This window comes from Nitrospirillum amazonense (assembly GCF_007828045.1).
In the GTDB taxonomy this organism is placed as follows: Bacteria; Pseudomonadota; Alphaproteobacteria; order Azospirillales; family Azospirillaceae; genus Nitrospirillum; species Nitrospirillum amazonense_C.
This window is the reverse complement of the sequence record NZ_VITN01000011.1, coordinates 180,564-194,185: the sequence shown is the minus strand read 5'-3', so window position 1 is coordinate 194,185 and position 13,622 is coordinate 180,564. Positions and strand designations below refer to the sequence as shown.

Annotated in this window: 13 protein-coding genes; 7 read left to right on the top strand and 6 right to left on the bottom strand. The window is 68.7% G+C overall.

From position 1 onward, the window contains the following. Positions 1–272: 272 nt before the first annotated feature. Positions 273–1,460: an MFS transporter gene (locus FBZ89_RS18125; RefSeq protein ID WP_145751278.1), complete on the top strand. Its 1,188-nt coding sequence runs from the start codon at positions 273–275 to the stop codon at positions 1,458–1,460. Here FBZ89_RS18125 and FBZ89_RS18120 read toward each other — a convergent pair whose 3' ends face one another. Continuing rightward, positions 1,461–2,306, bottom strand: coding sequence for a helix-turn-helix transcriptional regulator (locus tag FBZ89_RS18120; protein WP_145751277.1), 846 nt, complete (start codon positions 2,304–2,306; stop codon positions 1,461–1,463). It abuts the gene before it with no gap. 93 nt (positions 2,307–2,399) lie between these two features. Between FBZ89_RS18120 and FBZ89_RS18115 the strand changes: the two genes are divergently transcribed. Both FBZ89_RS18115 and FBZ89_RS18110 read left to right on the top strand, forming a co-directional pair. After that, a complete protein-coding gene (locus tag FBZ89_RS18115; protein WP_145751276.1) occupies positions 2,400–3,293 on the top strand; it encodes an SDR family oxidoreductase in 894 nt (297 codons plus the stop codon). Positions 3,294–3,310: 17 nt separating this feature from the next. After that, positions 3,311–4,207 carry an SDR family oxidoreductase gene (locus tag FBZ89_RS18110; RefSeq protein ID WP_145751275.1) on the top strand — a complete coding sequence of 299 codons (897 nt, stop codon included), beginning with the start codon at positions 3,311–3,313 and terminating at the stop codon, positions 4,205–4,207. Between the two features lie 26 nt (positions 4,208–4,233). Here the strand turns inward: FBZ89_RS18110 and FBZ89_RS18105 are convergent, their stop codons facing one another. Beyond that, on the bottom strand, positions 4,234–5,289 hold the full coding sequence (locus tag FBZ89_RS18105) for an SDR family oxidoreductase (RefSeq protein ID WP_145751274.1): 1,056 nt from the start codon (positions 5,287–5,289) through the stop codon (positions 4,234–4,236). A 139-nt stretch (positions 5,290–5,428) separates the two neighbouring features. Here FBZ89_RS18105 and FBZ89_RS18100 point away from each other — a divergent pair, with 139 nt between their 5' ends. Then, the gene (locus tag FBZ89_RS18100) at positions 5,429–6,355 is read left to right on the top strand and encodes an AraC family transcriptional regulator (protein WP_145751273.1); all 927 of its coding nucleotides are present in this window, start codon (positions 5,429–5,431) and stop codon (positions 6,353–6,355) included. 296 nt (positions 6,356–6,651) lie between these two features. Here FBZ89_RS18100 and FBZ89_RS18095 read toward each other — a convergent pair whose 3' ends face one another. After that, complete coding sequence (locus tag FBZ89_RS18095) at positions 6,652–8,529, bottom strand: DUF4153 domain-containing protein (RefSeq protein WP_145751272.1); 1,878 nt, start codon at positions 8,527–8,529, stop codon at positions 6,652–6,654. A 67-nt stretch (positions 8,530–8,596) separates the two neighbouring features. After that, positions 8,597–9,052, bottom strand: a complete 456-nt coding sequence (locus FBZ89_RS18090; RefSeq protein WP_145751271.1) for a winged helix-turn-helix transcriptional regulator — start codon at positions 9,050–9,052, stop codon at positions 8,597–8,599. Positions 9,053–9,162: 110 nt separating this feature from the next. Here FBZ89_RS18090 and FBZ89_RS18085 point away from each other — a divergent pair, with 110 nt between their 5' ends. Further along, positions 9,163–10,077, top strand: coding sequence for an alpha/beta fold hydrolase (locus tag FBZ89_RS18085; RefSeq protein WP_145751270.1), 915 nt, complete (start codon positions 9,163–9,165; stop codon positions 10,075–10,077). Here FBZ89_RS18085 and attM read toward each other — a convergent pair. Beyond that, complete coding sequence (gene attM / locus FBZ89_RS18080) at positions 10,068–10,859, bottom strand: AttM family quorum-quenching N-acyl homoserine lactonase (protein ID WP_145751269.1); 792 nt, start codon at positions 10,857–10,859, stop codon at positions 10,068–10,070. The genes FBZ89_RS18085 and attM overlap by 10 nt on opposite strands. A 112-nt stretch (positions 10,860–10,971) precedes the next feature. Between attM and FBZ89_RS18075 the strand changes: the two genes are divergently transcribed. Next, positions 10,972–11,862: a LysR family transcriptional regulator gene (locus FBZ89_RS18075; RefSeq protein WP_145751268.1), complete on the top strand. Its 891-nt coding sequence runs from the start codon at positions 10,972–10,974 to the stop codon at positions 11,860–11,862. A gap of 7 nt (positions 11,863–11,869) precedes the next feature. Here FBZ89_RS18075 and FBZ89_RS18070 read toward each other — a convergent pair whose 3' ends face one another. Beyond that, entirely contained in the window at positions 11,870–12,454 is a 585-nt protein-coding gene (locus FBZ89_RS18070; protein ID WP_145751267.1) for a hypothetical protein, read from the bottom strand. A gap of 257 nt (positions 12,455–12,711) precedes the next feature. On the opposite strand from FBZ89_RS18070, the gene rpsB reads away from it, so the two are divergent. Continuing rightward, the gene (gene rpsB / locus FBZ89_RS18065) at positions 12,712–13,491 is read left to right on the top strand and encodes a 30S ribosomal protein S2 (protein ID WP_040843524.1); all 780 of its coding nucleotides are present in this window, start codon (positions 12,712–12,714) and stop codon (positions 13,489–13,491) included. The last annotated feature ends 131 nt before the right edge of the window (positions 13,492–13,622 follow it).

Below are 13,622 nucleotides of genomic sequence, written 5' to 3'. Positions count from 1 at the left end.
GACGAAGACCCGGAATCGGAATGAACTGAGCCTGTTTCATTAGAAAAAACAAACGCTTGTTCTTGTCACCTCAGACACTGCCCCAATGCGACTAGGCGATGGGGCGAAGTCGTCGTATTTTCAGCACGGTACGGCGACGTGCCTCCTCTGATGTCGCTCTCCCAAGGCGGCCGTAAGCGTTCCACGTCAACCAACGCATCGACCCGTCCCACCGGACGGCTCGTGCGTTGCCGCGCGTGCCGCCGGCCGGGGCAAGAGCCCGGAGCGTTTCCATGGCATCCATTCCGTCGCGTGATCCGGCGCAGCGCCGCCTGCCGCTGCTGATCGGCATCCTTTTCCTGTCCTACCTCTGTGTCGCCATCCCCCTTCCGGCCGTGCCCGTCTATGTCACCGGGCAGCTTGGGCTGGACAATGCCTGGGCCGGCCTTGGCACCGGCATGACCTTTCTAACCGCCATCCTCAGCCGGGGGCCGGCGGGCGGCCTGGCCGACCGGCGGGGCGCCAAGGCGGCCGTGGCGCGCGGCCTGGTCCTCTACGGGGTGGGCGGCCTGGTGTCCCTGGGCGCGGGCCTGCCGCAGGACAGGCCGGTGCCAGCCTTCCTGATCCTATTGGCCGGCCGTGTGCTGCTGGGCCTGGGCGAAAGCTTCACCGGGGTCGGCGTCGTCGCCTGGGGCATTGGCATGGTGGGGCCCCAGCGCACGGGCAAGGTCCTGTCCCTTGTCGGCGCCGCCATCTACGGCGCGCTGGCCGTGGGCGGGCCCATCGGCCTGGCGCTGCTGGACCATGCCGGCTTCGCCGGCGCCATGGCGGTGAGCGCCGTTTTGCCCTGTCTGGGGCTGCTGGCGATCTGGCCGCTGGCCGGCGTCGCCCCTCATCCCCCGGCCGTCCGCCCATCCTTCCTGGGCGTGATGGGCCGCATCTGGCTGCACGGGTTGATCGTCTGCCTGCAGGGCATCGGCTTCGCCGCCATCGGCGCCTTCTTCGCCCTCTATTTTCTCAACCGGATGTGGGACCACGCCGGCCTGGGCCTCACGGCGTTCGGCGGCGGCTTCGTCCTGATGCGGGTGGCGTTCGGCCACCTGCCGGACCGCATCGGCGGATTGCTGGTGGCCACCGGCTCGCTGGCCGTTGAGGCCGCGGGCCAAGTCCTGGTGTGGAGCGCGCACGACCCGGTCCTGGCCTTGGCCGGCGCCTTCATGACCGGCCTGGGCTGCTCCATGATCTTCCCATCCATGGGGCGGGAGGTGGTGCACCTGGTGCCCCCGCACCTGCGCGGCACGGCCCTGGGCGGTTTCACCGCCTTCCAGGATCTGGCCTATGGCCTGACGGGTCCGCTGGTCGGTTTCCTGGCCGACCGCGCCGGCTATGGCAGCGTCTTCCTGGTGGGTGGGGCCGCGGCGGGGCTGGGCGTCGCTTTGTCGCTTTATCTGCGCCGGGCGCGGATGGCCGAGACGGCGTGATCACGACCGCATCAGCGACTGGATGCGCTGGGCGTCCTCCGCCGTGGCGGGGTTGTAGACCGTCATGGTGAGGTCTGTCCGGCCATCCACCGCGAAGGCCGTGTATTCGAAGGCGAGGGGGCCGATGACGGGATGGCGGATGTGTTTCACCGCCTCATGCGGTGCGCTGACGACCCCGTTCTCGCGCCATAGCGCCGCGAACTCGGGGCTGAGGCGGCACAACTCGTCCACCAGCGGCTCCACCTCGGCGGCGGCCCCCGCCCGCGCGGCGTCGATGCGGAAGGCGCCCAGGACGAAACGCGCCACGCTTTCCCAGTCGTACTGCACGGCGCGGGCGCGCGGGTCCAGGAAAAGAATGCGCAGGATGTTGCGCCGCTCCGGCGGCAGCGCGCCGTAATCCGCCAGCATGACGGTGGCCGCCCGGTTCCAGGCCACCACATCCCAGGTCGCCGTGCGGATCAGGGCGGGGCTGGGGTCCAGCGCGTCCAGCACGCGTTGCAGGCGGGGGGTGACGCTGTCGTTCCGGCGGTACCGCACCTCGGGCGGGCGACCCAGGCCCAGCAGGAACAAATGCTCCCGCTCCGCCTCCGTCAGCATCAGGGCGCGGGCGATGCGGTCCAGCACATCGGCGGAGGGGGCGCCGCCCCGGCCCTGTTCCAGCCAGGTGTACCAGGTGGGGCTGATGTTGGCGCGCTGCGCCACTTCCTCCCGGCGGAGGCCGGCGGTGCGCCGCCGCTCCGCCGGGAAGCCCAGGGCGACCGGGTCCAGCCTGGTGCGCCGGTCCTTCAGGTACCCACCCAGCTTGTTGTCATTCGGGTTGGTGCCGGCGGTCAGGGGCTCGCTCATCCTGTTACCCATTTTACTATGATAACGTCACTACTTTACCAGGATAAGACCGGCGCCGAGAGTTGTCTTCAGGGAAACTTGGAGACGACGCTGATGCGTGTATTCGTGACAGGTGCCACGGGATGGGTCGGTTCCGCCGTGGTGGCCGACCTGATCGTGGCGGGGCACCAGGTGCTGGGCCTTTGCCGCTCGGCCGACGAGGCCGCCGCCTTGGCCGCGGCGGGCGCCGAGGTTCATCACGGCAGCCTGCAAGATCTGGAAAGCCTGAAGCGCGGCGCCGACTGGGCCGACGGCGTGATCCACCTGGCCTTCAACCACGACTTTTCCAACTTCGCCCAGAACGGCGCCGATGAGCAGCGGGCCATCGCGGCCATCGGCGACGTGCTGGAGGGGTCGGACCGGCCGCTGGTCGTCACCTCGGGGATCGCCCTGCTGGCGCCGGGCACCTTGGCGACGGAGCGGACCCCGCCGCGCCCGGCGCTGGAGGCCTTTCCCCGCAATCCCGAAGCGGCCGCCGCCGCGCTGCGGGCGCGGGGCGTGCGCGTGACGGCGGTGCGGCTACCACCCTCGGTGCATGGTCATGGCGACCACGGCTTCGTGCCGCGCCTCATCGCCTTGGCCCGGGAGAAGGGCGTCTCCCCTTACGTGGGCGACGGCCTCAACCGCTGGCCGGCCGTGCATCGGCTGGATGCCGCCCGGGTGTTCCGCCTGGCGCTGGAGCGTGGTGCCGAGGGCGGCCCCTTCCACGCCGTGGCGGATGAGGGGGTGGCGTTCAAGGCGATCGCCGAAATCATCGGCCGGCGGCTGGGCGTACCTGTGGTCTCCCGCACGGCCGAGGCGGCGGCGGCGCATTTCGGCTGGTTCGCCCGCTTCGCCGGCGTCGATTGCCCAGCCGCCAGCGCCGGGACCCGGGCGCTGCTGGGTTGGGCGCCCACACAACCCGGCCTGCTGGCCGACCTCGATCATCCGGCGTACTTCGCCGTCTAACACAGGGATATCGGATCATGCGTGTGTTCGTGACAGGTGCCACCGGCAACATCGGTTCCGCCGTGGTGAAGGATTTGATCGCGGCCGGCCACCAGGTGCTGGGTCTTTGCCGCTCTCAGGACAAGGCCGCCGCCCTGGCCGCCGCCGGCGGTGAAGTCCACCACGGATCGCTGGAGGATGAGGACAGCCTGCGCAGCGGGGCCGCCCAGTGCGACGGCGTCATCCATCTGGCCTTCAACCATGACTTCTCCCGCTTCGTCGCCAACTGCGAGGATGACCGCCGGGTGATCCGGGCGCTGGGCTCGGCGCTCGCCGGCTCCAGCCGCCCCCTGGTCATCACCTCCGGCACGCCCATCGCCAACACTGTTCCGGGTGAGCCGGCGAAGGAGGGCAACGCCATCGTCGGCTCGAACGTCCATCCCCGCGCCGCGTCGGAGGAAGCGGCGGCCGCCCTGGCGGCGGAGGGGATCAACGTGTCGGTGGTGCGCCTGCCGCAGGTGCACGACCCGGTGACGCAGGGTCTGATCACCCCCCTGATCGGCATGTTCCGGCAGAAGGGGGAATGCGTGTATGTCGGTGAGGGCTTGAACCGTTGGCCGTCCGCCTATCTGCTGGATGTCGCCCGGTTGTACCGGCTGGTCGTGGAACGGGCCGAGCCCAATGCGAAGTACCACGCGGTGGCGGAGGAGGGCGTGGCGATACGCGACATCGTGGAGGCCATCGGCCGCCGGTTGGATCTGCCCGTCAAATCCATTCCCCAGGAGGAGGCGCCGGCCCACTTCGGCTGGCTGTCCATGTTCGCCGGCCTCGACATGCCGGCCTCCAGCGCCTGGACGCGCGAGGTGCTGGGCTGGCGGCCGACCGGCCCGGGGCTGATCAGCGACCTGGAGCGGCTGGAACTGTCCGGTCACTGACGTTGGCATGGCTGGGGTGGGACGGTTCACCCCACCCCTGACGCCGCCCCTTTCACGCCGGGAAGCAGGCCGAGCCGGATCAGGCTTTCGGCGGTCGCGACGATGGCTTCCTCGCTGGGGCGTGGCGCCCAGCCCAGCAGTCGTATCGCCTTTTCGCTGGTGGCGTTCAGGTTGACGCCCAGCAGGGTGACGGCACCCCTCATGACCGGGTTTTTCAGGCTGATCAGGCGGACCAGCCAGTTGGGCAGCACCCGCGTGGGCACCTTGGCGGCGGCGGCCCCCAGGCGACGCCGCAGCACCCTGGCGATATCGATCATCCACAGGCTTTCACCGGAAATCGCCAGGAAGCGCTCACCGTTGGCGGCGGCATGGGTCATGGCGCGCAGGTGCAGGTCCGCCACGTCCCGCACGTCGACGATTCCGCAATTGAGTTTCGGGCATCCCGGCTGCCCATTCATCATGTTCCGGATCAGGCCGATGGAGTGGGAATAATCGGCGCCCAGCACGGGGCCCAGGACGGCGGTCGGGTTCACGGCCGACAGCTCCAGCCCGCGCCCCTCCCGCGCGATGAAATCCCAGGCCGCCCGTTCGGCCAAGGTCTTCGATTTCTGGTAGGGCCAGACAGCGCCCGTCAGGTCGCTCCAGTCCGTCTCGTTGAACGGCCGGGTCATGGCCTTGTGCCCGGCGCAGATCGCGCCGAAGGCGGAGGTCAGCACCACCCGCCTGACCCCGGCGTCCCGCGCGGCGCGCAGGACTCGCAAGTTGCCCTCGACGGCCGGCTTGACCCAATCCTCCTCGCTGACCTGCTCACCCGTCGGGGTGGGCGAGGCGCCATGCAGGACATAGGTGCAGCCGGCGACCGCTTCCGCCCAGCCTTCATCGGCGGTGAGATCAGCGGCGACGAAGGTCAGGCGGTCGCCCGCCTCCGCCCCGCCGACCTTCAGGTGCGCGCGCACCTCGGCCTCCCGCGACAGGGAGCGGACGGTGGTCCGCACGCGATATCCAGCTTTCAGCGCCGCCAGGATGCAGTGCTGGGCGATAAAGCCCGTGCCGCCGGTCACGAGGATCAGTTGGTCATTCATGTCGATTTTCCGAGAGGAGCGCTGGTGATTTGACGACGCCCAGTCAACGGGCGCTCTCCGTCTTTCCCCCCAAAGGTAGGGCGCGCAATCCGGACTGTGAATGCTTGAAAGTACGTGATGCTTTGGCGATAGTACGGAAATGAGTGCCGACCCTTTCTCCGACATTCTCAAATTCACCAATGCGGAATCGCTGGTGACCGGCGGCTTCACGGCGGGCGGCGCATGGGCCATCCGTTTCCCGGCCCCGGATAAGATCAAGTTCTTCGCTGTGGTGAAGGGCCGTTGCTGGGTGCGCATCGAGGGCGAGGCGGCGCCGGTTCATTTCGAGACCGGCGACGTAGGGCTGCTGTCGGCCAAGCGGTCCTTCGAGCTGGCCAGTGACCTGGATGCCGCGCCTATCGATGCCATGAGCCTGTTTTCCCGCACCGACAAGACGAAGCCGGTGACGGTGGGTGAGGGCGATGATTTCGCCCATATCGGCGGCCATGTCCTGCTTGACCCGGCCAGCGGCCGGCTGCTGGCGGATGTCCTGCCGCCGTGGATCCACGTGCCGGCGGCCTCACCGCAGGCGACGGCTTTCCGCTGGCTGCTGGACCAGCTGGTGGCGGAGCGGCGCGCCGACCTGCCGGGCACGCAGCTGGTGACGGCGCAATTGGCCCAACTGCTGTTCATCCAGATTTTGCGGGCCCATCTCAAGACGTCCGGGCCCCTGCCGGCCGGATGGTTGCGCGCGCTGGGCGACCCCCGCCTGGCGCCCGCCCTGCGGCTGATGCACGGCGATCCCGCCCGCGCCTGGCATCTCGATGAGCTGGCCAGGGCCTGCGCCATGTCGCGAACGACGTTCGCGCTGCATTTCAGGACCGTCGCGGGCTTGGCGCCGCTGACTTACCTCACCGAATGGCGCATGCGCCTGGCCGAACGCGCCTTGCGCGAGGGGGGCACCCCCGTGGCGGTCATCGGCCAGTCGCTGGGCTACAGCTCCGAAAGCGCCTTCAGCACCGCCTTCAAGCGCGTGACCGGCGCGTCCCCCAAGACCTACCGGGACGCCGTCCGGATGTCCGCTTAGGGCTTTCACACATGGTGGTCATGGGCGTCGTGGGGGGCGCCGAAGCTGAAGCCACCGCTGCCCATCCCCATCCCCACGCCGCCGCCGTTCTTGTCTCCGCCCTTGTCGCCTTGGCGGTCATCTTTTGCCCTTGCCGCTGTTGGCGGAGGGCCGGGCTCTGCGTGGGGATGCAAAGGTCGCCGCTGCTGGATGGTGGACATCACCACCAGCCGCCTCCGGTCTTTCCTTTCAGGAAGCGGATGCGAGCCTGCACGGTTCCCGAAAAGGGATGCGATTCTCGCTGTCAAACGGAACGTTCAGGGGCTGGTGGGGCAGGTATGATAGCCGAAATCGGCTCGGTTAATTTCCAGCCGGATGCCGCCAACCATCAGGTCCGGCCAAGGATGGGGAACGGTGGTGACTGCCCCTTGCTTGAAGGACTGCTCCAGGGCGTTACAGTTCGTAAGGTCGCCTAGTACATAACCTGTTTTGTGCCATGTACCGGCGGTGTCCACCTCGTACACGGCGGCCGACATGCCATCCAGCAAGAAGATGGCTTCCGGTGTTCCAGGCATGAGCGTCAGGAAATAAGCGGCGCATCTTTCGGTGGGGTGACCGCAGCCAGCACGCGGCCACATCGCCCCTTCCTCGGAATAGGTCTTCAAGAACGCCGAAGGGATGGGATGCCCGGGGGGATAGACCGCCAGCCGCTTTCGCAATTCGTCCTCAGTCGGCTCCGTGGTGGGGAACTGATGCCACACCTGATAACGGTTTGCCTTTTCCAGGGAGGCTTGCGCGGCTTTGTGCAGCAATGCAGTCTGTTCAGCCGTCCATTGGGGCGCTGTCATCTGGTTCAGGGCGATCGTGGCGTCTTGGCCCCAGCGGGCGCCGTCGAAGCGTAGGGTAACGATGTCGATCTTGTCCGGCGCTACAACGCCCGCGCGCAGCCGGGCCATCTGGTCGGCCACCATCAGCCGGGCGGGATCGGCCACGGGCGTCAACAGGACCAGCAGCAGGATCAGCACCAGGTGGGCGGAGACGTGGTTGGTGATTTCCAGCAAGCGCAGCCACTGGGGCCCATGTGGGCTGGGCGCGCGCAGCACGGCGCCGACGTAGCCGATGGTGTAGGCGGCCAGGGCCAGGACAATGGCGGCCGCCACCACGCGCTGCACGCTCCAGCCGTACTGCCCCACCCGCAAGCTCAGCGCCCAGGCGGCCAGCGCCACCAAGGGCAGCAGCGCCAACGCGCCCACGGTGCCGGCCCAGCGCTTGGCGGCGATGGCGGTTCGCTCCACCGCGCCATCCTGATAGCAGCAGTTGATGAGGAAGATCAGCAGCGCCGACGCCGTCAGCAGCAGCTTGGCGGCGAAATGGGTCTGCCAGAGCGGTTGCAAGGACAGAAAGGGCAGGCTGCCCAGGAAGCCCACGACGATGACCACCAGCAGGGGCAGCAGCCAGGAGAACAGGGTCAGCGCCAGGGCGCGCGCGCCCCGGATCAAGGCGGGCTGCACATCGGTGATGTGCACGGCGCCCGCGATGGCCAAGGTGGTGGCGGGGATGGCGAACCAGTCGTGGTGGATCAGTCGTTCGAAGAAGGTGATCTTCAGCAGATTGAACAGACCGGCGCCGAGATAAAGCACACCCCAGAACACACCCGTGAACACCACGGTCAGGGCTGCCTGCACTCCTTGCTTCCAGGCGGTGTCAAAATGGCGCGGATAGCTGGGGCGCCAACGCCGCTCGATGACCGCGTCCACCACCAGGGCATGGGCGATGAATAGGCCGCCGGCGATGCTCAGCCACACGTCGATGTGGCCCCAGATCAGCGAGGGAGCCTCCTTCGACCCCATGGCCGAGCCGGCGGATGGCAGGTGGGCTTCCGGCAGGCGGGCTTCCGTATGATAGCCGAGGCCGGCGACGATCACGGTCGCCACCAGGATCCATATCAGCAGCGGCCGCCAGGCGATCTGTCCCACCCCCAGCAGGGCGAGCAAGGGGATCAGGGACAGAACCATCGCCAGGGGCGTGAACAGCTCGGGAACGGTCGCGGGCCAGGCCAGCGGCTTCGTCGCCGCCTCGGCCAGCAGGTACAGTCCCGCCGCCTGGACCAGGGCCGCCACCAGGCGGGTAACGAAAACGTCAGGGGGCCGCCCCGCCGTCTGTGCCGTTGTCGCCGCTGTGCCGTCCGTCGCCATCACCACCCCACCGCGTCGTCGTTGCCCGCCAGCTTAAACGGGGTTTTGTGCAGAAGCGATGCAGGGTTTAAGGATTTTCCACCGGAAAGCGCACCACGGTATCCTCCGGCGCCAGCGGGGTGCCGTCCTGGGCCTGGGGTTCCAGGCGGCGCAAGGGTTTGCCGGTGCGCTTGTCCAGCAGGCGCACGTGTGGCTCATCGGCGGTGAAGAAATGGTCCTCGCCCCACTGGCGTAGGGCAACCAACACCGGGAACAGGCCGCGCCCCTTGGCCGTCAGCACATAGTCCTGGTGGGCGCCGCCGTCGGCGGCCGGCACCGTCCGCAGGATGCCGTGGGCCACCAGGGTGCGCAGGCGGGCGGCCAGGATGTTCTTGGCCAAGCCCAAATTCTTCTGGAACTCCCCGAAGCGGCGCAGGCCGTCGAAGGCGTCGCGGATGATCAGCAGCGACCAGCCGTCGCCGATGGCGTCCAGCGGCCGGGCGACGCCGCACAGCGAGTCCTGGTGGCTGGTGCGCTTGACCATGGCGGTCTCCCCTCATGCCGATGATGGCCTGGATATAGAGGTTGCAAATTAAAACCTCAAGCGATACGTCTCATATGGTTTTAATTTGAAACCATATCGGAGCGACCGCCATGATCCCCGCCGATGCCACCTTCGACGGCACCTTTCCCTTCGCCTCCCATATCACCAACGCCCCCGGCTTTCCCATGCACTATGTGGATGAGGGTGAGGGCGAGGTGGTGCTGTGCCTGCATGGGGAGCCGACCTGGGGCTACCTGTTCCGCCACCTGATCCCGGCGTTGAGCGTCACGCATCGCGTGGTGGTGCCGGACCATATGGGCTTCGGCAAAAGCGCCACGCCGCCGGACCGCAGCTATTGGCTGCAGGATCACATCGACAATCTGGAGCGCTTCATTCTGGCGCTGGACCTGCGCGACATCACGCTGGTGCTGCACGATTTCGGCGGGCCGACGGGCATGGGGCTGGCCGCCCGCCATCCGGATCGCGTCAAACGGGTGATTTCCACCAACGGCCCCGTATCCTTTGGCCAGCCCGACCAGCTTGACCGGCTGCTGGCCAATGCCGCGACGGCGCCCTGGTTCCAATGGATACTCAAGGCGCACGCGGACGGCAGCCTGGAAACGGTGCTGGGCCAGCTGGGCTACACCATCCTCAGCACCCTGAAGCTCAATGGCTTTGAGGACATGGGTGTGGTCACCGACAGCTGGCTGGCGGCTTATGGCGCGCCCTTCGCCACCCCGGCGGACTGCCTGGGCGCCATCGGCTGGGCCAAAGGCTTCGCCACGGGCGCACACCGGTTCGAAATGCCTGACGCCGCGGCCATGCGGGCCATCCGCACCAGACCCGCCTTGGCCATCTGGGGGATGGCAGACCGCACCTTGCAGGCGCGGCACTTCCTGCCGCTGTTCCGCGACCTGTTCCCGGCCGCCGCCGTTCATGAACTGCCCGGCGTGGGCCATTACTGCCTGGAGGATGCGCCGGACCTGATCGCCCGGCTGATCGCCGACTTCCTGCGTCAGTCGTAATAGCCCGGCGCCAGCCGGAAGCGGGGCCATACCTCCGGGTCATGGCCCGGTACCAGCGTGGCGCCGGTCCGCTCCGCCAACGCATGCAGTTTGCGGACCGACCGGACCGTGTCCACGGCGGAGGCCAGGAAGCCCGGCAGCGCCCTCTCGTTCCAATGGTCCAGGGTGTAGACGGCGTCGGCCGCCAGCAGCCAGGCGCCGCTGCGGGGCAGGGTGACCAGGAAGGATTGATGACCGACCGAATGGCCGGGCGTGAACACCAGGCGCAGGACGCCATCGCCGAACACATCGTGGCCATCGGTCGCGTCGCCCTCCAGGAGGCGCCAATCCAGGCCGGGGCGATCGAAGTCGCGGCGGGTGTAGGCGCCGGCGGCGAACCAGTCGGGGGCGTGGGCGTACTCATGCTCCCGCCGCTGCACGATGTGGGTGGCGCCGGGGAAACGGCCGATGGCGCCGGTGTGGTCGGAATGCAGGTGCGACAGCGCCACGTGGCGTATGTCACCGGGGGCCAGGCCCAGCGTCGCCAACTGGGCGACACAGCCTTGGTCCGGCGTCATCACCGGGCGGAAAACGTCGACCGTGTCGCCCCAATAGCCGCGTGGGTCCGCCAGCCCCTCCGCCGCCAAGCCGCCGTCCAGCACGACGTTGCCCCGGGGATGGGTCAGCAGGAACCAGGGCACGGGGATCTCATAGTCGGCGCCATCCCCCTGGTTCATGCGGATGTCGTGCGCCTTGCAGCGCTGGGTGCCGGATTGGAAGAAGTAAAGCCGGATGTCGCTCATGGAGGGCTTCCTTGGGGTAAGGGGTGCCCGCAATGTCAGCCATCGGGGTACTGGGCGGATAGGCGGGGTTCGTTGATTACATTCATCGGAAAAACCGATAAGGTCCGCGCCCATGGATTTGCTGATGGCGATGCGCGTCTATGTCCGGGTGGTGGAACGGGGCAGCCTGTCGGCGGCGGCCCGCGACCTCGGTATGGGCCAGCCGGCGGTGAGCGAACGCATCGAGCGGCTGGAGGCCCACCTGGGCAGCCGCCTGCTGTTGCGCAGCACCCGCTCCCTGTCCGTGACCGACGCCGGCGCCGTCTTCTACGAACGCGCCCGGCAGACGCTGGAGGCGGCGGCCGATGCCGTCGCCGCCGTGGGCCCGGACCAACCCTTGCGCGGCACGCTGCGCCTGGCGGCGCCTCATGGCGTGGGTGAGGTGCTGCTGCCGCCCATCCTGTTGCGCCTGCGCCGGTCGCACCCCGATCTCGACATCGACTTGGTATTGAATGACCGCGTCGTGGATCCGGTGACCGAGGGGGTGGATCTTTCCCTGCGGCTGGGCGACAGCGGGGAGGGCGCCTTCGTCGCCCGACCCCTGGGCCACGTCCGCCGCCTGCTGGTGGCCGCGCCCGAATATATGGAGCGCCACGGCGCGCCGGCGGGGCCGCATGATCTGGGGGGCCATGACTTCGTGCGGGTCGGCGGCCTGTTCGCCAACGGCCGGCTGCCGCTGGTGACCGAAGACGGCAAGGCCATCGCCACACCTATACGGATAAGGATGAGCCTCGGCCACTGGCGGCCGGCGCATGCCCTGCTGCTGGGCGGGGCCGGTATCGGCGTGTTGCAGGCGCCGGTGTGCGCGGCGGACGTGGCGGCGGGGCGGCTGGTGCCGCTGCTGCCCGGCCACCGGGTGCCGGGCTTCGACCTGCACGCGCTCTATCCCGTTAGCCGGCAGGTGCCGCCCAAGGTGCGGCTGGTGCTGGACCTGCTGCGGCGGGAACTGCCGGCGCTGCTGTGACCCCGGTTCAGGGCCGCAGGATTTCCACCACCCGGGCCACGGGGCGCTCGGCGCCGGGCAGGGTGAGGGCCAGGTGGGCCAGGCGGCCATAGAGCATCTCGCCCTCCGCCCCACCCAACAGGCGGACCAGTGCCGCATCGGCCGCCAGGGTGAAGAACAGCCGCGGCCGGCTGAGGAAGGGCAGGCCGGCATCGGCCAGCAGGGTGCCGAAGGGCGTCCTTTCCGCCAGCGCCTCCGCCGCCACGGGGGGCGGCAGGGCCAATAGATCGACGCTCAGCAGGCCCAGGGCCAGGGGGCGCCCATCGGCCCGCGCCGCCAGGATGACGAGCCGGCGCAGGCGGTCGAAGCCGGGACCCTGGTCGCGGGTGCGGGCCTGGACGTTGACGCTGACCGGGCCGCCGGCGTGGCGGGCCAGGGCCGCCGTCATGCCATCGACATGGTCCAGGCGCGGGCGCACGATGTCCGGCAGGGCGACGGCGGCGACGGCGGTGATGGCCGGCGGCGCCAGGCCCAGGTCGGCATAGCTGAGGGCCAGCGCGGCGCGGGCCTCCGCCAGGGGGGGCTCCGCGGGGAGGTTGGTGGGGACGAACATGGGCCGCACCATAGGCGTGGGGGCCCGCCACTGCCAAGCGCCCGGCGCGGGGGACCCCTTTCGTTCCCGCAGGGCGGGCGCCCGCGCTTCGGGGTTGAAATCGCCGGGGCGGCGGAGTATCACACCGGCCATCGTCAATCCCACACGTGGGCTTGCGGGGCGTCCTTATTATCTGGGCGGTCCGCTTCCGGTGTCTCAAGGCCAGGTGGCCAAGGGGCATTGCCCACGGAGGCCAAACCGGAGAAAGGTTCCGTTTCATGGCTATGCCTACCTTTACCATGCGCCAGCTGCTGGAAGCCGGCGTGCATTTCGGTCACCACACCCGTCGCTGGAACCCGAAGATGGCCCCGTACATCTTCGGTGTGCGCAACGGCGTGCACATCATCGACCTGGAGCAGTCGGTGCCCATGCTGCACCGCGCCATGCAGGCCGTGCGTGACGTGGTCGCCGGCGGTGGCCGCGTCCTGTTCGTCGGCACCAAGCGCCAGGCCCAGGAGAAGGTGGCCGAGGCTGCTGGCCGTTGCGGCCAGTACTACGTCAACCACCGTTGGCTCGGCGGCATGCTGACCAACTGGAAGACCATCTCCCAGTCCATTAAGCGCCTGCGCGAGATGGATGAGCTGCTGGGCGGCCAGATCGCCGGCCTGACCAAGAAGGAACTGCTGAACCGCACCCGTGACCGCGACAAGCTGGAGCGGGCGCTGGGCGGCATCAAGGAGATGGGCGGCCTGCCGGACATCCTGGTCATCATCGACACCAACAAGGAGTCGCTGGCCGTTCAGGAAGCCAACAAGCTGGGCATCCCCGTGGTGGCCGTGCTGGACAGCAACAGCAACCCTGACGGCGTGACCTTCCCCATCCCCGGCAACGACGACGCCCTGCGCGCCATCGAGCTGTACTGCGAGCTGATCTCCGGCGCCGTGCTGGATGGTCTGCACGCTGAGATGGCCGCCTCGGGCATCGACGTCGGCGCTTCGGAAGAGGCCCCGGTGGAAGAGATCCCCGCCGAGGAAGCCGAAGTCGCGGCCGAGGCCTAAGGCTTAAGCGAACGGCCGGGCCGGGGCTCCGTCAGGGGTTCCGGCCCGGCCGGCTTGCTGTCCGGGGGCGGTGCCCCTGGGCTGTCCGGGTTGTTGGAATGCTTCAAACCATTCCCGTTCCCGGCCGACCA